This window comes from Zhongshania marina, from assembly GCF_002915595.1.
In the GTDB taxonomy this organism is placed as follows: domain Bacteria; phylum Pseudomonadota; class Gammaproteobacteria; order Pseudomonadales; family Spongiibacteraceae; genus Spongiibacter; species Spongiibacter marinus_B.
In genome coordinates, this window is sequence record NZ_PQGG01000031.1 from 61,749 (window position 1) to 83,866 (window position 22,118).

24 protein-coding genes are annotated in these 22,118 nt (G+C 49.9%); 13 read left to right on the forward strand and 11 right to left on the reverse strand.

Going from position 1 to position 22,118, the window contains the following annotated elements; genetic code table 11:
* Nucleotides 1–29 precede the first annotated feature (29 nt).
* From C0068_RS13340 to ectA, 3 genes are all read right to left on the reverse strand, one after another.
* Complete coding sequence (locus C0068_RS13340; protein ID WP_103684973.1) at nt 30–413, reverse strand: ectoine synthase; 384 nt, start codon at nt 411–413, stop codon at nt 30–32.
* A gap of 130 nt (nt 414–543) precedes the next feature.
* Nucleotides 544–1,818, reverse strand: a complete 1,275-nt coding sequence (ectB, locus tag C0068_RS13345; protein ID WP_103684974.1) for a diaminobutyrate--2-oxoglutarate transaminase — start codon at nt 1,816–1,818, stop codon at nt 544–546.
* Nucleotides 1,819–1,880: 62 nt separating this feature from the next.
* Nucleotides 1,881–2,408: a diaminobutyrate acetyltransferase gene (ectA, locus tag C0068_RS13350; protein WP_233208821.1), complete on the reverse strand. Its 528-nt coding sequence runs from the start codon at nt 2,406–2,408 to the stop codon at nt 1,881–1,883.
* 250 nt (nt 2,409–2,658) lie between these two features.
* Here ectA and C0068_RS13355 point away from each other — a divergent pair, with 250 nt between their 5' ends.
* The 8 genes from C0068_RS13355 (at nt 2,659) to C0068_RS13390 (ending at nt 10,169) form a co-directional block, all read left to right on the forward strand.
* The gene (locus C0068_RS13355) at nt 2,659–3,177 is read left to right on the forward strand and encodes a MarR family winged helix-turn-helix transcriptional regulator (RefSeq protein WP_103684975.1); all 519 of its coding nucleotides are present in this window, start codon (nt 2,659–2,661) and stop codon (nt 3,175–3,177) included.
* An 89-nt stretch (nt 3,178–3,266) separates the two neighbouring features.
* Nucleotides 3,267–3,992 (forward strand): class I SAM-dependent methyltransferase, encoded by a 726-nt coding sequence (locus C0068_RS13360; RefSeq protein ID WP_103684976.1) that lies wholly within the window; start codon nt 3,267–3,269, stop codon nt 3,990–3,992.
* Between the two features lie 70 nt (nt 3,993–4,062).
* Complete coding sequence (locus C0068_RS13365) at nt 4,063–4,458, forward strand: c-type cytochrome (RefSeq protein ID WP_103684977.1); 396 nt, start codon at nt 4,063–4,065, stop codon at nt 4,456–4,458.
* Between the two features lie 114 nt (nt 4,459–4,572).
* Nucleotides 4,573–5,523, forward strand: a complete 951-nt coding sequence (locus C0068_RS13370; RefSeq protein ID WP_103684978.1) for a YbgA family protein — start codon at nt 4,573–4,575, stop codon at nt 5,521–5,523.
* Between the two features lie 3 nt (nt 5,524–5,526).
* A complete protein-coding gene (phrB, locus tag C0068_RS13375) occupies nt 5,527–6,906 on the forward strand; it encodes a deoxyribodipyrimidine photo-lyase (protein ID WP_103684979.1) in 1,380 nt (459 codons plus the stop codon).
* 113 nt (nt 6,907–7,019) lie between these two features.
* A complete protein-coding gene (locus C0068_RS13380; RefSeq protein ID WP_103684980.1) occupies nt 7,020–7,577 on the forward strand; it encodes an ATP-dependent zinc protease family protein in 558 nt (185 codons plus the stop codon).
* Nucleotides 7,574–9,106 (forward strand): inactive transglutaminase family protein, encoded by a 1,533-nt coding sequence (locus tag C0068_RS13385; protein WP_103684981.1) that lies wholly within the window; start codon nt 7,574–7,576, stop codon nt 9,104–9,106. The genes C0068_RS13380 and C0068_RS13385 overlap by 4 nt, the downstream gene beginning before the upstream one ends.
* 1 nt (nt 9,107) lies before the next feature.
* Complete coding sequence (locus tag C0068_RS13390; RefSeq protein ID WP_103684982.1) at nt 9,108–10,169, forward strand: alpha-L-glutamate ligase-like protein; 1,062 nt, start codon at nt 9,108–9,110, stop codon at nt 10,167–10,169.
* 145 nt (nt 10,170–10,314) lie between these two features.
* On the opposite strand, the gene C0068_RS13395 is transcribed toward C0068_RS13390, so the two are convergent.
* From C0068_RS13395 to C0068_RS13405, 3 genes are all read right to left on the reverse strand, one after another.
* On the reverse strand, nt 10,315–11,022 hold the full coding sequence (locus C0068_RS13395) for a thiol:disulfide interchange protein DsbA/DsbL (RefSeq protein ID WP_103684983.1): 708 nt from the start codon (nt 11,020–11,022) through the stop codon (nt 10,315–10,317).
* Between the two features lie 175 nt (nt 11,023–11,197).
* Nucleotides 11,198–11,824, reverse strand: a complete 627-nt coding sequence (locus C0068_RS13400; protein WP_103684984.1) for a c-type cytochrome — start codon at nt 11,822–11,824, stop codon at nt 11,198–11,200.
* A gap of 42 nt (nt 11,825–11,866) precedes the next feature.
* Entirely contained in the window at nt 11,867–12,169 is a 303-nt protein-coding gene (locus C0068_RS13405; protein ID WP_103684985.1) for a c-type cytochrome, read from the reverse strand.
* Between the two features lie 172 nt (nt 12,170–12,341).
* Between C0068_RS13405 and yihA the strand changes: the two genes are divergently transcribed.
* The gene (gene yihA / locus C0068_RS13410; RefSeq protein WP_103684986.1) at nt 12,342–13,010 is read left to right on the forward strand and encodes a ribosome biogenesis GTP-binding protein YihA/YsxC; all 669 of its coding nucleotides are present in this window, start codon (nt 12,342–12,344) and stop codon (nt 13,008–13,010) included.
* 157 nt (nt 13,011–13,167) lie between these two features.
* Here the strand turns inward: yihA and polA are convergent, their stop codons facing one another.
* Nucleotides 13,168–15,942, reverse strand: a complete 2,775-nt coding sequence (gene polA / locus C0068_RS13415; protein ID WP_103684987.1) for a DNA polymerase I — start codon at nt 15,940–15,942, stop codon at nt 13,168–13,170.
* A 261-nt stretch (nt 15,943–16,203) separates the two neighbouring features.
* On the opposite strand from polA, the gene C0068_RS13420 reads away from it, so the two are divergent.
* The gene (locus tag C0068_RS13420) at nt 16,204–16,470 is read left to right on the forward strand and encodes a hypothetical protein (protein WP_103684988.1); all 267 of its coding nucleotides are present in this window, start codon (nt 16,204–16,206) and stop codon (nt 16,468–16,470) included.
* 34 nt (nt 16,471–16,504) lie between these two features.
* On the opposite strand, the gene C0068_RS13425 is transcribed toward C0068_RS13420, so the two are convergent.
* A complete protein-coding gene (locus C0068_RS13425; protein WP_146047900.1) occupies nt 16,505–17,356 on the reverse strand; it encodes a metal ABC transporter solute-binding protein, Zn/Mn family in 852 nt (283 codons plus the stop codon).
* Nucleotides 17,357–17,430: 74 nt separating this feature from the next.
* Between C0068_RS13425 and C0068_RS13430 the strand changes: the two genes are divergently transcribed.
* Genes C0068_RS13430 through C0068_RS13440 form a run of 3 tightly spaced genes read left to right on the forward strand, consistent with a single transcriptional unit; the run spans nt 17,431 to nt 19,448 of the window.
* A complete protein-coding gene (locus tag C0068_RS13430; RefSeq protein WP_103684990.1) occupies nt 17,431–17,916 on the forward strand; it encodes a Fur family transcriptional regulator in 486 nt (161 codons plus the stop codon).
* The gene (gene znuC / locus C0068_RS13435; protein ID WP_103684991.1) at nt 17,909–18,658 is read left to right on the forward strand and encodes a zinc ABC transporter ATP-binding protein ZnuC; all 750 of its coding nucleotides are present in this window, start codon (nt 17,909–17,911) and stop codon (nt 18,656–18,658) included. Before C0068_RS13430 ends, znuC begins: the two co-directional genes overlap by 8 nt.
* Entirely contained in the window at nt 18,651–19,448 is a 798-nt protein-coding gene (locus C0068_RS13440; RefSeq protein ID WP_103684992.1) for a metal ABC transporter permease, read from the forward strand. Before znuC ends, C0068_RS13440 begins: the two co-directional genes overlap by 8 nt.
* Nucleotides 19,449–19,456: 8 nt before the next feature.
* Here C0068_RS13440 and C0068_RS13445 read toward each other — a convergent pair whose 3' ends face one another.
* The 3 genes from C0068_RS13445 to C0068_RS13455 are packed head-to-tail and all read right to left on the reverse strand — an operon-like array spanning nt 19,457 to nt 22,082.
* Nucleotides 19,457–20,125: an SCO family protein gene (locus C0068_RS13445; protein ID WP_103684993.1), complete on the reverse strand. Its 669-nt coding sequence runs from the start codon at nt 20,123–20,125 to the stop codon at nt 19,457–19,459.
* Complete coding sequence (cyoE, locus tag C0068_RS13450; protein WP_103684994.1) at nt 20,125–21,036, reverse strand: heme o synthase; 912 nt, start codon at nt 21,034–21,036, stop codon at nt 20,125–20,127. The genes C0068_RS13445 and cyoE overlap by 1 nt, the downstream gene beginning before the upstream one ends.
* The gene (locus C0068_RS13455; RefSeq protein ID WP_103684995.1) at nt 21,033–22,082 is read right to left on the reverse strand and encodes a COX15/CtaA family protein; all 1,050 of its coding nucleotides are present in this window, start codon (nt 22,080–22,082) and stop codon (nt 21,033–21,035) included. Before C0068_RS13455 ends, cyoE begins: the two co-directional genes overlap by 4 nt.
* Between the last annotated feature and the right edge of the window lie 36 nt (nt 22,083–22,118).

Consider the following 22,118-nt stretch of genomic DNA (forward strand, 5'->3'; position numbering starts at 1 on the left):
CTGAAATTTGCTTTCGGTCTTCAGCAGAATTAGTCGATAGGGTAAACGCCATTTTCATCGTGTACTTCTTTGCCACTCAGCGGCGGATTAAATACGCAGGCCATTTGCATATCTTCGCTGCCACCGCGCAACAAGTGTTTGTCGTGCTTATCTAGAAGATAAATGGTGCCGGCTTCTAGCTTATAAATTTTGCCATCATTTACGGTTTCAATTTCGCCATTACCTGAGATGCAATACACCGATTCGAGATGGTTTTGATAGTGAATCGGCGTTTCGGTGTTCGCAAAAATGGTAGTGATATTAAAAGAAAAGCCCATTTTGTCGTCTTTTAAAATCATGCGAACACTTTTCCAAGTGTCGGTAGCGACACAACGCTCTGAGTTTTCACATTCTGCTAGCGTTCTAACAATCATTTGAACATCCTTTCATTCATTAATTTTTAAATCCGCAGTAATTTGTAATGAACTGGCGGCATAAACAAACCGTTAATAAACGCCTCTTCCACAGAATAAATCCTGTAGAAGAGGCGCATTACTCATTCATTCAAGAGGCTTTTTTTTCGACCGCTTTGCTTAAAACTTCGTCAATCGCATCGGTGAGAATATCTAGGCCGCGCATTAGCTCAGCCTTCTCAATAGTGAGCGGGCAAAAGACTTTAACTACCTGTCCGCGATTACCGCAGGTTTCAATAATTAAACCACGCTCAAAACAAGCTCGACCAATTTCATCGGCGGTTTCGCCGTCACGGCAAGCCAAGCCCTGCATCATGCCACGACCTTTAGGCTGTAATTTTGTTACACCGTAGCGGTCAGAAATTTTCTTGAAGCGGTGGCTTACAATCGCTGATTTTTCAACAATCTCGGCGGCGAATTTCTCATCCGTCCAGTAGTGGCGAATAGCCGCTGCGGCGGTGATGAATGCATGGTTATTACCACGGAAAGTACCGTTGTGTTCACCCGGCTCCCATACATCTAAATCGGGGCGCAGCAACACAATCGCAAAGGGTAAACCGTAACCGCTCAATGATTTAGACATGGTAATAATGTCTGGCTTAATGCCGCTGGCTTCAAAACTGAAAAAGGTACCAGTTCGGCCACAGCCCGCTTGAATATCATCAACAATTAATAATATTTCGTGCTTGCGACACAGCTTTTCTAGGCCACGCAACCAATCATTATTAGCGACGTTTAAGCCACCCTCGCCCTGCACTGGCTCTACAATCATAGCCGCGGGAAGGTCTACGCCGGATGATGGATCTGACAATAATTTATCCATCATTTTTAAGCTGTCAGCGTCGCGACCGTAGTAACCGCAGTAGGGCATGCGGTTTACATCGCCAAGTGCAACACCGGCACCGCCGCGATGGTGGCTGTTGCCCGTAGCGGCAACTGCGCCAAGTGTCACGCCGTGAAAGCCATTGGTAAACGACACGATTGAGGTGCGACCCGTCACTTTACGCGCCAGTTTCAAGGCAGCTTCTACCGCATTTGTGCCGGTAGGGCCGGTGAATTGGAAGGTGTATTCCATATCACGCGGCGCAAGAATATGCTCATTAAAGGCCTGCAAAAAATCGCCCTTAGCCGAGGTGTGCATATCTAGGCCGTGGGTGATGCCGTCGCGCATGATGTAATCAACCAGCGCCTGCTTTAATACCGGATTGTTGTGGCCGTAATTAAGTGTGCCTGCGCCCGCGAGAAAGTCGATGTATTGCTTGCCGTTGGTGTCGTACAAGTGCTCACCCTGTGCCTTGTCGAAGGTCACGGGAAAAGATCGCGCATAAGATTGTACTTCTGATTCGAGTCTGTCAAAGATTGTCATATTCATATCTCCCTTAGCATCCCTGAGTCTATATTTGTTGGTGCTGCACCTAGCCCTGCCGCTTATTTTTGTGCGACAAATGGCCCAATGCGGAGCAGCGCCTCGCTGTCGTGTTGACCGCCGAAATGGGCGTCTTTTTCAAACCAAATATCGTGATTCAATTCGGTATTTAGGTCTCTGGCAAAGCTGCGAAACAGCGCCCAAGAGGCCTCGTTATCTGGGGTAATTGTGGTTTCTAAAAAGCTCACTCCCTCGCAAGCCGGGCGTTTGATAATTTCCTTCAGCATCCGCTTTGCCAATCCACGGCCACGCTGAGATTTGTCGACAACCACCTGCCATACAAATACCGTGTCACTTTTTTCTGGTGGGCGGTGGGCTGAGATAAATCCAACCAAACGACCATCTTCTTCTACAGCAACTGAGGTCGCGGCAAAGTGGGTGCACTGCAGCAGATTGCAGTAAACAGAGTTGGTATCTAGTGGGGGGCTGGCCGCCACTAATTGATTTAGGGCATAGCCATCTTCCGCCGTTGGCTGGCGAAAACGAAGCGTGGCAGCGTCGGCTTGCATCGCGCTATTTGATTTCAACACAATTTATTTGTGTTCATACTAATTTAATAAGCAAATAGTATATAAAGCGGCATTTTTATCGCTTTACATCTTATTTAATCACTAAATTGTGAACTCAACCTCCTGATTAATTGCTTAGTACACGAAGCATTATACGTGATTTATCTTAACAACTTCAAGTTTAGCTATTGACAACAACGTAGTTTATCTGGTGCAAAACTGGCGCTAAGCCGCTACCATTGGGCCGCTAAGGGAATCTAAGAAAATTGAAATGAATCGAATTGACGAAGTATTAATCTCGCTGCGACGGGTAACCCGCGCCATTGATTTGCACTCTAAGCATCTAATGAAGACCGCGGGACTTACCGCCCCGCAAATGTTGATTCTGCAAACCCTGCGGGATCAAGGCGACGCGATTATTAGCGACGTCGCCCATCAAATCAGCCTTAGCCAAGCGACGGTTACTAGTATTTTAGATCGCCTAGAAAAACGCGGATTGGTGATGCGCGAACGCTCACAACAAGATAAACGCAAGGTTTACGCCTGCCTTACTGACGCCGGCAATGACTTAATTCGCAATGCTCCCATGCCCCTGCAGGATTACTTCATTCGCCAGTTCAGCGATCTACAGGACTGGGAGCAAACGCAAATCATCAGCGCCCTTCAGCGCGTTGCCCACATGATGGACGCCCAGCATATAGACGCCGCACCGCTGCTAGACGTTGGTGCAATTGATCGCCAAAGCGAGGAAGAGAACCGCACCTTCGGTTTTGACAACAAGGAAGTTTAATTCGCCACCGTCATATAAGCGCCACATTCAAGCTGTACATTGGGAGACTCATCACTGAGCTAAGTAGACTGCCAGATTAGGAATTGCGAATGGAGTGCCCCACCTGCCACAGCACCGAATCAAGTTTGGTGGGCAGCAAAAATGGACACAAATTACATCGCTGCGCCAACTGCAGCCTGCTTCACGTTCACCCCATGCCCGCCGCAGATGAGCTGCTTCGCTACTATCAGGACTATCACAAAACCCCGCAGTACACCCGCAAGTTAAAATCTAAGCAGCGCCGAGCAAAAAAACGAATCTGGTCTTTAAAGCGCCTCACCAAGGGCAGTAAGTTTTTGGATGTTGGCTGCAACGCCGGCTTTGCGGTAGAAGCCGCCCGCAGTCTGGGCCTAGAGGCTTGCGGTATTGATTTAGATGAGGCGAGTATAAAATTTGCCCGCCAACAGTATCCGATGGGCGATTTCAGAAAAATTAGCGCTCAAGACTTAGCCGCTAGCGCTGAGCGCTTCGACATAATCTATTGCTGCGAAGTAATAGAGCACCTAGCAGAGCCACACAGCTTTGTAGACGCACTTTACACTCTGCTCAATGAAAACGGTGTGCTGTTTTTAACCACCCCCGACATTGCGCACTTCTCTGTTCAACAAAACCTGCTGGAATGGACGGCTGTGCGACCGCCGGAACATCTGCTGTACTTCTCAAAACCTGCGCTGACTGCACTTTTAGAAGCCCACCATTTTCGCAAAATTAATTTTCGGCCCAATTTAAAGCCCACAATTAAGCTGCTCGCCCGCAAAGACGCAGCGGCGGTATAAAGCAAAGAGACAAAGCAGCAGATTCACGCGTAAACTTTAGGTTTTATTAACTTTAAACCGGACAGGTTTTATGCGTTTTCAATATCGAATACTCAATATTTTACTAGCCACAGCGGTATTAGTTAGCCTTTCGGCCTGCGGCCCCAGCCCAGACCCGTCATCTGCGTCTAGCAACGGTGCGAGCCAAAGCGCTGCAAGCACGCCACGGAATCGCATGCCCAGCGACCCCGCCCTGAAATCCCTCTATATTCAAAGCTGCTACGGCTGCCACAGCACCGGCGTGGCCAGCGCGCCGCGAAGCGGCAATACTGCAGATTGGGCGCCGCGACTGCAAAAGGGCATGAATGTACTACTCCACAACACGATCAATGGCATTAACAGCATGCCACCCAAGGGTATGTGCATAGGCTGTAGCGATGAGGAATTTACCCGACTCATTTTATTCCTCTCGGGGCAAAGTGAGTAATCACAAACTTAGTTATGCGCCAATACAATTATCACTATCGGCCTCACAATGATCTGGCAATAGGCTAAGCTCGTAATAGCAAAACTAAATTTATGAGCAAGGACTTATCAAGCTATGAGTGACACCCCGTCAATTCGCATTGGTATAAGCGCCTGCCTGCTGGGCGATCAAGTGCGCTACGATGGTGGCCATAAGCGCCTTCCATTTGCCTCTGAAGAATTATCGCGGCACTTCGACTTTGTGAAAATTTGCCCCGAACAAGCGATTGGCATGGGCGTACCAAGACCTACGATCCGCTTAGTCGGCGACGCCGAGAATCCACGCTTGCTAGGCAGCGCCGATACCAGTCTAGATGTGACGGAAAAAATGAAGGTGTTCGCCCGCGACACAGCGGCAAGCCTCGACTACATCAGCGGCTATATTCTCTGTGCAAAATCACCTAGCTGTGGCATGGAAAGGGTTCCAGTGTATTCGGAAGAGGGCACGGGGCTCGGCAAAATCGGTGTCGGGCTATTTGCCAAGCAATTAATGGATGCTCAACCTTTACTGCCGGTAGAGGAAAATGGCCGCCTAAATGACGTGCATTTACGTGAAAATTTTGTGCTGCGCGTAGTGGCCTATTCTCGCTGGCAAGCGATGATGGCCGAAGGGCTTAGCGCCAAGCGCTTGCAAGACTTCCACCGTCGTCACAAGTTTTTACTGCTCGCGCACAATCAGCCGCTTTACCGCGAACTAGGCCCCATAGTTGCTGAGTCTGGCGATCTGAATGATATGGCCGACCGCTATATTCAAAAGTTTATGCAAGCCATTCGGCAACCCGCCACCATTAAAAACCACACCAATACGCTGATGCACATTCAAGGATTCTTCAAAGACCATTTGGATTCTACCGACAAAGCTCAACTCAGCGATGTGATCAAAGAATACGCCGCTGGCATGCTGCCCCTTTTGGTTCCGCTAGAAATGCTCAGCATGTTTTTAAAGAAATATCAGGTCGATTACTTGCTAGACCAATACTACTTTTCCCCTTACCCACGCGACCTAAAACTGCGTATCGGTTTATAAGCAATGACTGGACTTATTTGGTTTCGCAATGACCTGCGCAGCCTCGATCATCCCGCACTTTGTAGTGCCAGCAAAAACCACGCATCTGTGCGCGCCGTCTATTTATTATGTCCGCAGCAACTGGACGAGCACGGCATTGCGCCAATTAGGCGCCAATTTTTACGGCGCGCCTTAGATGATTTGCAGCGCCAGCTATCCAGCCTTGGTATTCCACTAGACATCATCGATGCAGAACACTTTAAACACGCGCCCCGTCATTTGCAGCATTATTGCCGCGAACACGAGATAAGCGCCGTCTACGCACACCGCGAGTGGCTAGTCGATGAAATTAATCGCGATGAGCGCTGCGCCAAGCAATTAGACATAGCTCTGCACCTTATTGACGATAGTTTGATCAGCCCACTCACCCTGAGCAAATCTGACGGCACACCCTATAAAGTCTTCACGCCCTTTTCTCGACGCTGCCGCGACCTACTCGCCGCGCAGTTTCCCAGGGTAATGCGTCGACCGACCGTTAAAGCGCCCGGCGCAATCAGTGCCGTTACACCATGCCCGATCTTTGGCGAAGAGAAGGATTCCAGCGCATGGCCAGCAGATGAGGAGGGCGTGTTACAGCAGCTACGGCAGTTTTGTGCCGAGCGAGCCGGCGATTATCAAAAACACCGTGACTTTCCCGCCCTAAATGGCACCTCTCGGCTTTCTGCAGCCTTGGCGCTAGGCTTACTCAGCCCGCGCCAATGCTTGGCGCGCCTGCAACAGGAATGCGGTGAAGACATATGGGATGCCAAAAGCGATGCTGGAACATGGCTAAACGAGCTGCTGTGGCGAGAATTTTACCGCCACGTTGCCTTTCATTTTCCCCGAGTCGTAAAAGGGCGAGCTTTTCAAAGCTACACCGACGCGATTCCGTGGCCCAATAAGCCCGCGCTATTTGAGGCTTGGTGTGAAGGACAAACCGGCTACCCCATAGTTGACGCGGCAATGCGCCAGCTTAAAGAAACCGGCTGGATGCACAATCGACTGCGAATGATCACCGCATCTTTTCTCTGCAAAGATCTACACATCGACTGGCGCTGGGGCGAGCGGCACTTTCTAGAACACCTCATCGATGCCGATTTCGCCTCAAACAACGGTGGCTGGCAGTGGGCCGCCTCTACCGGCACCGATGCCGCACCGTATTTTCGAATTTTTAATCCCACCACCCAAGGTCAGCGTTTTGACCCTCAGGGTCAATTCATTTTGCGCTTTGTACCTGAGCTAAAAGGCCTACAGGGAAAGCAACTACACCAAGTACCCGCCACAGCTAGCTATCCACAGCCGATTGTCGACCATAAAGAAAGCCGAAATATTACCCTCGCACTTTTTCAGGAAATAAGAGACTAAGCCCACTCAGACATATTTAATGCTCTGCAGCTATACTGCACTGGCTAACACTAGCCGGCCTGATCTATTCTATATAGGCACTTGGGGGCACAATAAGATGAAAAGGAGAGACCGTGCGATTTGTTTTCTTTACGCTACTACTAACTAATACGCTTTTATTCACCACAGCTAGTTACGCCGATGAAGGCTCTCATAAAATATTTGGCTTAAGCGAATACGTTTATATCGAAGAACTAGGTGTTCGCTACAAAGCGAAAATTGATACCGGCGCAGAAAGTGCCTCTATCAATGCGATAAACTCACAGGTAGAAAAGGGCAAAGACGGTGCTGATGACATTGTGCACTTCGATTTAGTATTGCCCGACGACACCCTTAAATCGGTGAGCCTGCCGCTTAGCAAACATATTCGTATAAAGCGCCGCGCATCTGATTACGATGAAGACGAAAAGGACTACAGCCGCCGTCCCGTGCTAGAGCTCACCCTTTGTGTTGGCGGTGAATCTCATAAAGTAGAAGTGAATTTGGCCGACCGCAGACAGTTTTCCAAGCCCATGCTGGTTGGTTCGGAGCCACTAACGGCATTTAATGCCTTAGTCGACCCCAGTAAAAAATATCTGCAGGACAAAACGCTCTGCGCCAAACAAGATAACTCCGAGGAGCAAAAAGAATGAAGGGCGTAAAACTGCATGTCAGGGTACTGGCGCTGGCACTATTACTTATTGGTGTCGCCAGCACCGCATGGCAGATTTTTGTTCTCAATATTCCCGTATCCTCTGAAACAACTGAGCCGGTGTGGGTTATCGACGCCAAGCTCAGCTTTACTGCCCGCGACAATAGTCCCGTCAAGGTACAAATGTATCTGCCGCCGGTGTGGAGCAAATTCATCACCCTGAACGAAAGTTTTATTTCTAAAAGTTACGGCGTGAATACCGATGTTGTTGGCGACAATCGCCAAGCGGTCTGGTCTGCGCGACGCGCCGAGGGCAACCAACAACTGTTTTATCGATTAATGCTTACCAAGCGCAGTAATTCGCGCTTCTCAGAGTCTGAGCCTGGGCCACAGTTTAGCGAAAGCCCTGAGCTTATCGGCGTCGAGAAAGTCGCGGTAGAAGCACTGCTCAAGCCGATTCGCGAGCAATCTGCTGACATCGAAACCTTTATCCGCGAAGCCATTAAGCTCATTAACGAACCCAGCAACGACAATTCCCGCTTGCTGCTGGGTAATGACTACACACAGGACAATAAATCCCGCGTTCTTGAGCTACTGCTGTCCTCCGCACATATTCCCGTTGAACGAGTACACACCCTGCGCTTGGTTAGCAGCGTTGCTCAGGTGTCGGAATTATGGATGCGCAGTTACAACGGCAAACGCTGGCTGTATTTCAATCCTGAAACCGGCGCCCAGGGCCTACCTAATGATCGCGTTGTTTGGTGGACGGGTGACGAACCAATGGCCGCTGTTGAGGGCGGTCGCAATCTAAAAATCGAAGTTACCGCCAATCAAAGAACTATGAATTCCATTATGCTCGCGCAGTCTATTGCCGAGCGCAAAGAGAATAAACTATGGGCATTGTCGCTGTATGACCTGCCGCTTCAGTCCCAGCAAACCTTCGAAATCATTCTCATGATTCCGATTGGCGTCATGCTTATTTTACTGCTGCGCAATGTCATCGGCTTAGAAACGCTGGGTACATTTACACCGGTATTGATTGGCCTCGCCTTTAGAGAAACTCAAGTTTTCTGGGGTGTCATTCTATTTACCTTCATTACCGCACTCGGCTTGTCGCTGCGATCCTACCTCGAACATCTGCACTTACAATTGCTATCGCGGCTTTCTGTGGTGCTTACCTTCGTGGTCATTATCATGGCGCTCATCAGCGTACTTGGTCACCGCTTAGGATTAGATCGCGGCCTCTCTATTGCTCTGTTCCCAATGGTTATTTTGACCATGTCGATTGAGCGTATGTCGATTGTTTGGGAAGAGCGCGGCGGAGTTCACGCCGGTAAAGTGGGCATCGGCACCCTTATCGCTGCGACGTTGTCACACTTAATGATGACCTACGAGCCCTGGGCCTATTTTGTGTTCACGTTCCCAGGCATGTTGCTGGTGTTTATGTCGATGATGCTGGCACTAGGCCATTATCGAGGCTATCGCCTAACTGAACTATTCCGCTTTAACGCCATGATTAAAGGCAAATAACATGTCCTTATTCAGCACGTGGAAAGAACTGCGTAAAAAAGGGGTGATGGGTATTAACCAGCGCAATGCAGATTTTGTATTGCGCTATAACCAGCGCCATTTGTACCCCTTAGTCGACGACAAAATTAAAACCAAAGAGCGCGCCGTAGAAGCCGGTATTCACGTACCGCCTATGTATGGAATTATTGAATCCGACAAACAAATCAGCAGCCTCTCCGAGATCGTCAAAGACCACCGCGACTTTGTAATTAAGCCCGCACAGGGCGCAGGTGGCGATGGCATTATTGTTATTGCCGATCAGTTTGAAGGTTATTACCGCACAACCTCTGGCCGCCTGCTCAGCAAAGAAGATATAGAATTCCACCTGTCTGGCATATTGTCTGGAATTTACTCCTTAGGTGGCCACCGTGACCGCGCACTGATTGAGTACCGTGTGACACCCGACCCAATCTTCAGCGCAATCAGCTATGAGGGTGTCCCTGATATCCGCATTATTGTATTAAAGGGCTACCCACTACTTGCCATGCTGCGCCTGCCAACGCGGCAATCAGGGGGAAAAGCAAACCTGCATCAGGGGGCTATCGGTGTCGGCGTCGACTTAGCCACAGGTATCACCCTAGACGGCACTTGGCTAAACAAGTTTATTAATAGCCACCCTGACACCACCAACCCCGTGCGCGGTGTTCAACTGCCGTTCTGGGACGGGTTTATGTCATTAGCGACCCGTTGCTATGAGCTGACAGGCTTAGGTTACTTGGGGGTGGATATGGTGCTAGACAAGGATCGCGGCCCACTCATGCTAGAACTGAATGCCCGCCCAGGGCTGAATATTCAGATCGCGAACGATGCGGGACTCGCCGCGCGTTGCCGCACGGTGGAAAAAGAGATCGACCGTCTTGCCGCCAAGGGCATACACAAGCCGTCACCGGCAAAGCGTTTAGCATTCTGCCAACGAGAGTTTGCCCAGGCCTCTCTTGTCACCAGCAACGAAGCCTTGGCGACCGAGGTTTTGGCGAGCCTTAATACCGAAACTAGCAGCGACTCCCCGCCAAGTAATCCTTAGTTTTTCAAAAAAAAGACCGCTTAGCACAATGTGCTAAACGGTCTTTTTTTAATGCTTCATATTCTGCGAAAAATCAAAACCCAAGCAGAATAGCCTTCTAAGAGGAGGGCGACCAAATTCCAAATCGCCCGCCCAAACTAAGAACTTATTTTGCTGCACGCTCTTTAGCGATCAATTCCTCAGCAACTTTTAGCATTTCCGCACGACCACCGGCAGAACGGCCAGTAATACGGTACTTACCATTGACGATCAATTCCGGCGTACCCGCAATACCATAAGAACGGGCCCGCGCATCGGCCTGCTTAACTTGGCTATTCACACCAAAAGAATCAAAGGTTTTACGGAAAGTATCCGCATCAACCCCAGCATGCTCGGTAAACAATTTCGCCAGTGCATCTGCGTCCTTCAGCATATTGCGATCAACATTGATGGCATTAAAAATAGGTTCATGCACTTTATCCAATACACCTAAAGTCAACGCTGCGTAATAGGCCTTGGCGTGTACCACCATCAAGTCATTCCACATGGCAGGGGAGCGATGAAAATCAACATCTGCAGGTAATTGCTTCTTCCATGCTTCTATCATGGGGTCAAAATGGAAGCAGTGACTGCAGCCATACCAAAACACTTCTACCACTTCGATTTTATCTGGATTACTGGTTCTTACCGGCTGGGCAATACGAATAAAGCGCTCGCCTTTGTCGCCAGCATCCGTCGGTTGCGCTTGGCTTTGGGTGGCATTTGCCACTGGTGGTGTAACTTTGGCTGCCGCTGGCTCTGCGCCGTCGCTGCAGGCAGATACCAATAACAAAAAGCTGAATACCGTCGCCAGTGAGAACATTTTCTTAAACATGAAGCCCCCTCATTTAAAAACGTCTTACCAATCACACCCTAGCGAATGGCAATGTAATATACATAAAATTGTTATAAGTTGTCTGAGACCATATTAAAACTCAATGATTCCGACATACTGCCATCTTACAGCAATAAAAAAAGCGGCCTAAGCCGCCTTTTTTATCTGTTTGCCCTTACTGGTGCAAACCTTGAATGAAGCTTGCTACCGCTTCAATTTCAGAATCACTCATTTTAAAGGCAATAGAGCGCATAATTTGCGTATCGCCATCATTTGCACGTCCCTCACGACCATCTGCTGCAGCGCGGAAGGCCTTTAACTGGGCAATAGTGTAATCAGCATGCTGACCACTCAATGCAGGGAAGCCAGCCGCCGCCATACCATGGCCAGTGGGCGAGTGACATGCTGCGCAAGCTGGTACGCTGCGATCAGCAATACCGCCACGGTAAATAGCGGCGCCTTTTTCTAACAATGCCGGATCGGTCTGGCCAGTGCTGCTAGCTTTGCTCGCGTAAAACGCGGCAATATCAGCAATATCTTGGTCTGACAAATTGTCTGTCTGTCCCGCCATCATTGGCACAGGGCGCTCACCAGATTTAATGTCATGAATTTGCTTGGCCAAATAGCGCTCGCCCTGTCCCGCTAATTTAGGGAAGGTTGGCGCTGCGCTATTACCGTCAGCACCGTGACAGGCTGCACAGGGAGCTGCCTTCGCCTTACCGGCAGAGGCATTGCCTTCTAATGCCGCAGCAGATCCGGCAAACATTAATGAGGCAATCATTACTAGTAGTGGTTTATTCATTGTCACACACTCTTTAATCAAGATAATTCTGTCACGCACTGCTTAAGATTTTGGCGTCGCCATGTACTCAATCAATGCTTTAAATTCGTCAGCGCTACAATCAAAGCACAAGCCTTTTGGCGGCATTGTATTAAAGCCTTCATCAGCGTGCTTCACTAGGGTTTCCATGCCTTTTTCCATGCGCGGCGCCCAATCTGCCGCAACACCCGTTTTTGGCGCACCGTTCGCACCAAATCCGTGGCAGGCATAGCAGGATGCCTGATAACGATCTACAATCGCCTGCTCGGCGGCAACTGCAAACACGCTAGATGCCAAAAACAGTGCCGCTACTAACCATTTACACATGATCTACGTCTCCAAGTTCCAATAAGCAAACACCGCTTTTCAGAAAGCAGGGGGCTTTTCAGCAGCTAAAGTGACCCCGCACAAAAACTGCGGCATTATACACAACTAGTCGGCATGGGGGCCAATTATTGCCCTAATATGCCCCTGCATTAGCAATTTTCTCGGACAAATTATGGATTCTTCACCCGCCCTTAACTACCGCCGCGCCAGCTATCTAAAAAGCTCACCAGGCCTTATGCACTGCCCAGACGACTCCGGTGCAGAGGTGGCCTTTGCCGGCCGCTCAAATGCGGGGAAATCCAGTGCAATCAATCGCCTAACCGAGAACAAAAAGCTGGCTAAAACCAGTAAGACGCCTGGGCGAACGCAATTATTAAATTTTTTCGTCCTAGATGAAACCGGCAGGCAAAGACTCGTCGACCTACCGGGTTACGGCTTTGCCAAAGTCCCCCTAGCGGTAAAGAACGAGTGGCAACGCAATCTAGAAGCTTATTTGCAAAAACGCGAATCGCTGCGCGGCATGGTGCTGATGATGGATATTCGCCATCCATTAACCGATTTCGACCGGCAAATGGTGGGCTGGGCGACCAAAAGTGCCATGCCCATGCATATTTTGCTCACCAAGTCCGACAAGCTAAAACGCGGACCGGCACAGGCAACCCTGCTGTCAGTGCGCAGAGAGCTGGCCGAATATGGCGATTTAATCAGTGTGCAATTATTTTCTGCCCATAACGGCGACGGCCTGCAAGCCCTACGCACGCAACTAGACCAATGGTTAGATACGCGGGCATTTGATGAAATAGATAGCGCTGGCGAGGATGAACCAGCAGCCGATAGCTAAGAATACCGCACACGTAAAAAGGCCCGGCGCGCTGAACTCACCGGGCAATCCTACTCCTCAGGAGTCAGGGGGAGACAAGTCTCCTAACGCGGGGCTGTTACATACATTTAAGAGCAACAGCCTATTAAAAGTAGACGCAGATTTGCGATTATGCAAATCAGTGCGCCTCATCCCAATTTGCGCCGACGCCTACCCCCACTTCTAGTGGCACGGACAAATCCGCAGCGGCCATCATTAACACCACAACGTCCTTCTTCACTGTATCCAATGCTGCGGGAGCTACCTCTAAGACCAATTCATCATGCACCTGCATGATCATTTTTGCGTCAACTCCGCTGTCGCTGAGGTAGCGGTCTACTGAAATCATCGCACGTTTTATAATATCTGCCGCGCTACCCTGCATCGGCGCATTAATCGCCGTGCGCTCCGCCGCCTGCCGGCGCATACCGTTACTGGCATTAATTTCGGGCAGGTATAAACGTCGGCCGAACAAGGTTTCTACATAGCCCTTTTCCGACGCCAACATACGGGTTTCGTCCATATAACGCAGCACACCGGGGTAACGCTCAAAATACAGATCGATGTATTCCTGCGCCTCTTTGCGACCAATATGTAGCTGCCGCGCAAGACCAAAAGCCGACATGCCATAAATTAAGCCGAAATTAATGGCTTTCGCGTTACGGCGCTGATCGTCACTCACTTGATCTAAGGCAACCCCAAATACCTCTGCGGCGGTAGCCTTGTGAATGTCTTCTCCCGCGGCAAATGCATCAATCAAGCCGCGATCTCCCGACAAATGCGCCATAATGCGCAGCTCAATTTGAGAATAATCCGCCGCCATAATCACATGATCCGCCGGCGCGATAAACGCCTGACGAATCCGCCGCCCCTCGGCGCTGCGTATAGGGATATTCTGTAAATTTGGATCGGAGGACGACAAACGTCCGGTAGCGGCAACGGCCTGATGATAAGACGTGTGTATGCGACCTGTAGCCGGCGCAATCAGCAGCGGCAATTTGTCGGTGTAGGTGGATTTGAGCTTTGCCATGCCGCGATGCTCAAGAATCACCTTGGGCAAAGGGTAGTCATGTGCCAACTCTACCAACACTTCTTCGGCGGTGGACGGCGCGCCCTTTGGGGTCTTTTTAATAACGGGGATCTGCAAACGCTCAAACAAAATTTCGCCCAGCTGCTTTGGCGACGCCAAATTAAACTCACCGCCAGCCAGTTCATAGGCCTCGCTTTCTAGGGCCTGCATTTTTAAACCCAGCTCATGGCTCTGTACCTTCAACAGGTCGCGACTCACCAGCGCGCCGTTGCGCTCGATTCGAGATAGAACCGGCACCAAAGGCAATTCGATGTCGCGATAAACTGACATCAGCACCGAACTCGCCTCTAGTTGCGGCGACATGGCCTGATGTAGGCGGAGGGTGATATCAGCATCTTCTGCGGCATAGGGCCCAGCTTGCTCCAAGGCAATCTGATTAAACGTTATCTGCTTTGCACCTTTACCGGCGATATCTTCGAAGTGAATCGTCGTGTGATCTAAATACTTTAACGCCAATGAATCCATGTCGTGGCGACTGCCCACGGAGTCCAAAACATAGGACTGCAACATGGTGTCTTCGGCAATGCCGCGCAAGGTAATCCCGTGATTTGCGAGCACATTGGCGTCATATTTTAAATTTTGGCCCAGCTTGCGCTTATTAGCGTCTTCGAGAATCGGCTTGAGGGCAGCCAGTACCGCAGCCTCATCGAGCTGATCGGGTGCGTCCAAATAATCGTGGCCAAAAGGCAGGTAAGCGGCTTGGCCAGCCTGCACCGCAAAAGACACCCCGACAACCCGCGCCTCCATATAATTTAAACTGGTCGTTTCGGTGTCAAAGGCGAAAAGCGGCGCGGCTTGCAGCTTTTTTAGCCACTCGTCGAACTGGGCTTGGCTAAGAATCAACTGATAATCTGCCTCGCCGGAAAAGGGCAGAGCGGCACCTTCAATGCCGCTGGCCACGCTGCCATCTTGCGCTGAGGGGGCATCCTGAGCCAAGGACTCTGCGCGATCTGCCCGACTTAACTCCTCAATCCAGCTTTTAAATTCAAGTTCGGTAAACAGACTCAATAAACGTGCATTATCAGGTTCCGTCGGTAGCAAATCCGCTACCGAGACATCTAAGGCCACATCGCATTTAATGGTCGCTAAGGTATACGACAGCATGGCCTGCTCATGACTGTCTGCGAGCTTCTTAGCTATTCCTTTGGCACCACGTATCGGTAAGTCTGGCACCTTGTCGAGATTTTTATAGATGTCATCTAAGCCACCCAAGGCCTGCAACAGGGCAAGCGCTGTTTTCTCACCAACACCGGCAACACCGGGGATATTGTCTACTTTGTCGCCCATCAGCGCCAAAAAGTCGATAATTAACTCCGGCGGAATACCAAACTTTTCATTTACACCCGCGATATCCATCACGGTATCGGTCATGGTATTAACCAAGGTTACATGCTCATTCACTAACTGAGCCATATCCTTATCACCGGTGGACACCAACACTGGGCGCTCCTTACCCGCCTGAGCCGCCAAGGTACCAATTACATCGTCAGCCTCAACACCCTCAATAACCAATCGCGGTAAGCCCATTGCGTCGACAATGTCGTTTATAGGCTGAATTTGACTGCGCAGATCATCAGGCATAGGCGGGCGCTGCGCCTTGTATTGCGGGTACATATCGTCGCGAAAGGTTTTTCCCTTGGCGTCAAAAACCACTGCAATTGGACTACCGGGATAGTCCTTTTTTAAACGGCGCAACATATTAATAACGCCTTTAATTGCGCCAGTAGGCTGCCCCTTTGAATTGTTTAGCGGCGGCAGAGCGTGAAAGGCACGGTACAAATATGAGGAACCATCTACTAAAACTAGGGGCTTTATTGCTGTCATGGGGGTGAATTGGCACGTCAATAATTGGGAAACGGCAGTGTACCACGACCCGTACCAGCATCATTAATCTGTCGAAAATCGCCTCCGTGTTACCGATTTTCACATTATTAGTAACGTGATTACTTGGCAATTTGCCACATTAACGGGAAATTAACAAAATTTAAGCAGACTTCTTTCTTTGTTGTGTTACCTTACGTAACACAAGGTAACCTTTTATCTTGTAGAGGGCCAAACATGCCCATATTGAGAGGAGTAAGTCACATGAACAAAACTATCAGCGCAGCCCTTATCTTGGTTGCCAGTGCCACAGCAATTGCCGCAGAACCCAATGTCGCAGTTACTGAGCCGATGGTCTTAGCCTACAACCAGACTAACGACAGCAAGCCACTAGAACCCGCCGTCGAGTACACTAGCGAAAACTCAGCAGCGCGCTTTCTTGAGAAAAACTTGGATGTTGTTGCCGCCAGCTTGAATTTAGAGCTAGACGACAAAATCAGTAGTGCGATGACACCACGTATAGACGACTAAGCGCTAACCGCTTATGACGCGTCTTTACTGGCTGCTAATGATCAAAACAGGCCAGAAATGCCTGCCCGAGCTGACGGTATAATTCCAGAAACCCGTCAGCACCGCCTTCTTTGCCCCCAGCGAGTATTTTCGCGCCCAAGGGGTCTATTTCAATTACCGGTATTTCAAGACCTACGGTTAATGCCTTCAGCATTGCTGGCGCATATTGCGGCTCGCGAAACACGCAAGCAAACTCACCGGCCTGCAAGCGTTTACGCAGTTCAACGATATGCCTTGCACCTGGCAGGCGATCTGAGCCAGATATCACCATCTCACCCGCCGGAAGACCATAGTGGCGCTCAAAACGGCTAAAACCATCGTGTAGCAATAAATAGGGCAGCACTTCGCGGCGATCTATTTCCTCCCGCAATTGCTTATCGTATTGCCGAAATTCAGTGCTAAATCGCGCGGCATTGGCGTGGAAATAGGCGCCACGAGAGGGAAGGCGGTCTGACAAAAGCCGCGCCACGCGCCGCGCTATGCTTTGAACCTCTTCAGCATCCATCCATAAATGAGGATCTTCGTCATGCTTTAGATCAGGGTATAGGGCTACCGCATTGTCTTGTTTACGCAGTAGTTTTTCTAAATAGGTTTCCATAACAGGCCCAACCCAAACCACCAAATCGGCGGAGTGGACGCGCTGAGCGTCTGAGGGGCGCAGCTGAAAATCGTGGGGAGACACAGTGGCTGGCGCGAGCAGCTCTGCTGTAATCGCATCACCACCGACATCTTGAACGATTAATTGCAGCGGCATAATACTGGACAGCACAACGGGCTTGCTGCTGTCTGCCCACGCGATATTGCTGAGCATCCAAGCCGTTAATACACCCCAAACTACTGCTTTCAACTGATCTTCCCCATTGTTTAACACCACACTAATGCAATATTATAACATTTTATTCCGAAGCGAATTGGAACTCGATGCACAATATACTCCAACAGCATAATCATCAGCATTGCATCGATGACGCCTTGGCCCGCGCAAGGGAGTTATGCCAACGTCGCCAAGTAAAATTTACCCGCATTCGCGAGCAAGTTTTGGCCTGTGTGTGGGCAAACCACCAACCGGTAGGGGCTTATACCATTCTCGAAGAGATTGCGAAAGATAGCGATCGCCGTCCCGCACCACCGACTGTCTACCGCGCCCTCGATTTCTTGCTGGAAAACGGTCTCGTTCACCGCATTGCTTCATTGAACGCCTTTGTTGGCTGCAAGAATCCAAACCATCACCATCAGGGCCACTTTTTAATCTGCCGCCAATGTCGCAATGCAATAGAACTAGATACAGACGTTATTAATAGCGCGATTAACGCCGCGGCCACTCAACACGGCTTCGCTGTTGAAGCCCCCTGCGTGGAAGTCGTTGGTTGCTGCGCGAACTGTCAGGAGTTGAGCGACAATGAATAATTCGCCACTACTTGCGCTAAACCAAATATCGCTAAAACATCACCAGCAAAGCCTGCTAGACGATGTGAGCCTCAGTCTCTCGGCCCGCCAAATCATGACCATAATTGGCCCCAATGGCGCTGGAAAAAGCACGCTGGTCAAAATTGCTTTAGGCCTCGTCAAACCAGATAGCGGCACCGTATTCAGGCAGGCAAATCTGCGCATCGGCTATATGCCGCAACGCCTTTCACTCAATCCCCTTATGCCACTGAGCGTAGAGCGGTTTTTGGCAATGGCAAATACCCGCAATATCGATACCGCACTCGAACGCACCGGCATCAGCCACTTACGCAAGCGGCCACTACACGATATTTCCGGGGGTGAAACCCAGCGCGTACTGCTGAGCCGCGCCTTGCTGAGTGAGCCAGATTTATTAGTGCTGGACGAACCCGCCCAGGGGGTCGATATCAACGGCCAAACTGAACTCTATGAATTAATAAACCAACTGCGCGACTCATTGGGCTGCGCGGTGCTGATGGTGTCACACGATCTGCACTGGGTAATGGCGCAAACCGACACCGTTATTTGCCTCAACCAGCATATTTGCTGCCACGGCCACCCAGAACATGTAAGCAACGATCCCGCTTATTTATCACTTTTTGGCCGCCGCCACGCCGAAGCTGTCGCGCTTTATCAACACGACCACGACCACCAACACGACATCCACGGCGATGTGGTGTGCGAGCACCATCACCATGACTGACATCTTATTAAACGCATTATTCGCGGGCCTGCTACTGGCCGTTTTGTGCGGCCCACTCGGCGCATTAGTTACGTGGCAACGCATGGCCTATTACGGTGACACCTTAGCCCACTCGGCGCTGCTAGGTCTCGCGCTCGGCCTCGCGCTGCAAGTAAATTTACAGTACAGCGTCTTAATCACCTGCCTGCTCATTGCCAGCATATTATTTGCTCTGCAGTGGTGGCGAGACATTGCCTTAGATAGCCTGCTTGGCATTTTGTCTCACAGCAGCCTCGCCCTCGGACTAGTCTGCCTATCGTTTTTAGATGGGCAGCAATTAGATTTAAACGCTTTTCTATTTGGAGACTTATTAGCTATTGTCCGCGACGATTTAATCAGTCTAAGCATCATTTGTGCTTTGGTAATCGCACTGTTAATACGCTACTGGCCCGCGCTTGTTGCCATTACCGCCCACGCGGAACTGGCCGAAATAGAAGGCCTGCCGGTAAAACGTCTACGCTTATTGCTAATGTTGATGGTCGCTGCAACAGTTGCCGTTGCCATGAAGATAGTAGGGGTTTTGCTGATCACCGCCATGCTAATCATCCCAGCCTCGGCGGCGGGGCGTTTTGCCCGTAGCCCAGAGCAGGCTGCCGCGCTGGCGATGTTGTGCGGGGCAATTGCCGTTATCAGCGGCTTGGCGGGGGCGTGGTATTGGGATACACCCGCTGGGCCAAGCATAGTGCTCGGCGCTGGCGGTTTATTTGTATTGGGGCAGTTGGCGCCAAGCTATCGGCGCCGCCGCAACTAAGCCGAGACTTAATAATATTCCCGAATAGATAAATACGCGCGCTTCATCTTACTAATTTCTAAGGGTGCCTTAAAAAAGCCAACGGAATGCCCTTTTGGATTAATCAAAGCAACATTGGCGCTGTGCTCTACAAGGTAATTACTGCCACCACCGGGCACCTTGGTGAACGGAATATTCAGCGACGTTGCGAAGCGGTGAATCTCTAAAAAATCGCCGGTAATTCCGCGAAATGCGGGATGGAAAAAATCCAAATAACTATGCAGCTGCTCAGGGGTATCGCGGGCGGGGTCTACACTCGCCAACCAAATTTGCGTGTCGGCCTGTACCTCTGGATCTAACTCTAGATAAAAAGCCTTTAACTGCGCCAAGGTAGTGGGGCAAACATCTGGGCAATAGGTAAACCCAAAAAACACAACACTCCACTGCCCCTGAAAAGTGGTCGGCGTGATACGCTCACCACGATCATTTTCCAAAGCGAAATTAGGCAGTAGGCGCGGGTTCTCATATAAATACGCACCCTGGGATTTGAGCTCTTCCGTTGTCATAACCCGTGCGCGGGTGAAGGCATAAAAGAATCCACCCACCAATATTATGGCTATTGAAACAATGGCCAACACCGTTAAACGAATACCGCGATCACGCTTCGCGGTCGGACTTAACTGCTTCTCTTCAGACATCAGTATTCAACCTCAAAAATAGTCATCGCCGGCAATAAATAATGATCCAATAGCATGATCATAAATAAAGCCATCAAATAAATAATGGAATACTTAAACGTTGCCATAGGCGCCTTTGGATCATTTCCGCGCATTAACACAATCGCCCAGTACAAGAACCCAGCTCCCAAACACACTGCGCCGAGTAAATACAACGATCCACTCATACCCGTGGCGAAAGGCAACAGGGTAACAACACATAGCAAGATTGTATAAAGCAGGGTATGTAATTTGGTGTAACCAATGCCGTGGGTAACAGGCAACATCGGAATTTCGACCTTGGCGTAATCATCGCGACGATGAATAGCCAGCGCCCAAAAATGCGGTGGCGTCCAGATGAAAATTATCAACACCAGTAATAGTGCGTGGCCGTCTACCTGATTAGTTACCGCCGTCCAACCTAATAGTGGTGGCGCTGCGCCAGCGATGCCGCCAATCACAATATTCTGTGGCGTCGCACGTTTGAGAAAGAGAGTGTATACAACGGCATATCCGAGTAGTGAAGCCAAGGTCAACCACGCGGTTAAGGCATTTACTTTAATAAGCAAAACCGCCATACCTAAACCACCGATAATCGCCGCAAAAATTGCAGCATCTCGGGTTTTTACTCGACCCTGAGCAATAGGACGATTGTGAGTACGAGCCATAACTAAATCGATACGGCTGTCTACCAAATGATTTACCGCCGCCGCCGCGCCCGCACACAGTGCAATGCCAAGGTTTCCGTATACCAGAGGCTCCCAAGGCACCATGCCCGGTACCGACATAAACATGCCAATCACGGAGGTTAGCAACATCAAGAGTACGACATTGGGCTTACACAGTTCGTAATAATCTCGCCAGTTTGCTGACTCGACCTTTGGCTGCGTCATACTCGAATTCCCCCGCGGTTTACCGCCGCTGTATAAACAAAATAAGTCGTCGTGACCTGAGTAAGGAGTAATAGGGCACCGACCAAATTATGTGCGACGGCAACGTCGATCGGAAAATGAAACACTACATTACTAATGCCCAAACTGATCTGCGCTGTAAGCACAACAACAATTGCGACAGCAAGTTTCTTCGCCGCCGCCAAACTCAAGCCGCATAATTTTATAGCTAAAAATATTAGGTAAGCCGCTGTCACAATAGCGCCTACCCGATGGCTAAAATGAATAGCCACCCGCGCAGCATTATCCATCGTACCGCCCAAATAGTTAGGGCCAATATGCTGGGTAATATTAAAGCCTTCCGCAAAATTCATTGGCGGCAACCACGCACCCTGACAGGTTGGGAAATCTGGGCAGGCGATATCGGCATAATTTGACGTAGTCCAACCACCTAAAGCAATTTGGATTACAACAATCAGCAAACCAATAACCGCCAAGGGCCGGATAGCCTTTAATTTATCTTCGGCAATTGCGGGAATTTGCCAGTGAAAATTATTAAGCCGCAGAGTAAGTAGCCACAGCAAACTAAGCGTAGTAAACCCACCTAAAAGATGAGCCGTTACTACCTGGGGCCACAACTTTAAGGTTACCGTCCACATACCAAACATGCCCTGCAATATAATAAATCCCAGCAGAAACATAGGCAGTTTTACCGGCTGCTTTGGCTCTCGACTACGCAGTGAAAAAACCAAAATCCCAATAGTGAACAAACCCAAACTAGATGCCAAATAGCGATGTATCATCTCTGGCCAAGTTTTATCGTGCTCTACAGGTGTGTCTGGATACGCCTCATTTGCGCGCGCAACTTCATGATCTTCATTTGGCCACAAAACATGGCCATAGCAAGTAGGCCAATCTGGGCAACCCAAGCCCGCGTCAGCTAAACGCGTAAAAACGCCCATACCCAAGACAATCACTGCGACAAGGCAGGCGATAAATGTCAGACGAAAACCTGCTTTGCGCTGCTCTGGCGTATTAAAAAAAGCCATTGTTAAATTCCGTATTCGCTACTTGTCCCGCGCCGA

Bases quoted from the DNA above. Each gene is read 5' to 3' on its own strand.
- C0068_RS13420 (WP_103684988.1), top strand. From the start codon at position 16,204: ATGAACAAAACTATCAGCGCAGCCCTTATCTTGGTTGCCAGTGCCACA.
- C0068_RS13370 (WP_103684978.1), top strand. From the start codon at position 4,573: ATGAGTGACACCCCGTCAATTCGCATTGGTATAAGCGCCTGCCTGCTG.
- C0068_RS13355 (WP_103684975.1), top strand. From the start codon at position 2,659: ATGAATCGAATTGACGAAGTATTAATCTCGCTGCGACGGGTAACCCGC.
- C0068_RS13455 (WP_103684995.1), bottom strand. From the start codon at position 22,082: ATGGCTTTTTTTAATACGCCAGAGCAGCGCAAAGCAGGTTTTCGTCTG.
- phrB (WP_103684979.1), top strand. From the start codon at position 5,527: ATGACTGGACTTATTTGGTTTCGCAATGACCTGCGCAGCCTCGATCAT.
- C0068_RS13405 (WP_103684985.1), bottom strand. From the start codon at position 12,169: ATGTGTAAATGGTTAGTAGCGGCACTGTTTTTGGCATCTAGCGTGTTT.
- ectB (WP_103684974.1), bottom strand. From the start codon at position 1,818: ATGACAATCTTTGACAGACTCGAATCAGAAGTACAATCTTATGCGCGA.
- yihA (WP_103684986.1), top strand. From the start codon at position 12,342: ATGGATTCTTCACCCGCCCTTAACTACCGCCGCGCCAGCTATCTAAAA.
- C0068_RS13430 (WP_103684990.1), top strand. From the start codon at position 17,431: ATGCACAATATACTCCAACAGCATAATCATCAGCATTGCATCGATGAC.
- polA (WP_103684987.1), bottom strand. From the start codon at position 15,942: ATGACAGCAATAAAGCCCCTAGTTTTAGTAGATGGTTCCTCATATTTG.
- C0068_RS13340 (WP_103684973.1), bottom strand. From the start codon at position 413: ATGATTGTTAGAACGCTAGCAGAATGTGAAAACTCAGAGCGTTGTGTC.
- C0068_RS13385 (WP_103684981.1), top strand. From the start codon at position 7,574: ATGAAGGGCGTAAAACTGCATGTCAGGGTACTGGCGCTGGCACTATTA.
- C0068_RS13445 (WP_103684993.1), bottom strand. From the start codon at position 20,125: ATGTCTGAAGAGAAGCAGTTAAGTCCGACCGCGAAGCGTGATCGCGGT.
- C0068_RS13390 (WP_103684982.1), top strand. From the start codon at position 9,108: ATGTCCTTATTCAGCACGTGGAAAGAACTGCGTAAAAAAGGGGTGATG.
- cyoE (WP_103684994.1), bottom strand. From the start codon at position 21,036: ATGACGCAGCCAAAGGTCGAGTCAGCAAACTGGCGAGATTATTACGAA.
- znuC (WP_103684991.1), top strand. From the start codon at position 17,909: ATGAATAATTCGCCACTACTTGCGCTAAACCAAATATCGCTAAAACAT.
- C0068_RS13440 (WP_103684992.1), top strand. From the start codon at position 18,651: ATGACTGACATCTTATTAAACGCATTATTCGCGGGCCTGCTACTGGCC.
- C0068_RS13400 (WP_103684984.1), bottom strand. From the start codon at position 11,824: ATGAATAAACCACTACTAGTAATGATTGCCTCATTAATGTTTGCCGGA.
- C0068_RS13395 (WP_103684983.1), bottom strand. From the start codon at position 11,022: ATGTTTAAGAAAATGTTCTCACTGGCGACGGTATTCAGCTTTTTGTTA.
- C0068_RS13365 (WP_103684977.1), top strand. From the start codon at position 4,063: ATGCGTTTTCAATATCGAATACTCAATATTTTACTAGCCACAGCGGTA.
- C0068_RS13360 (WP_103684976.1), top strand. From the start codon at position 3,267: ATGGAGTGCCCCACCTGCCACAGCACCGAATCAAGTTTGGTGGGCAGC.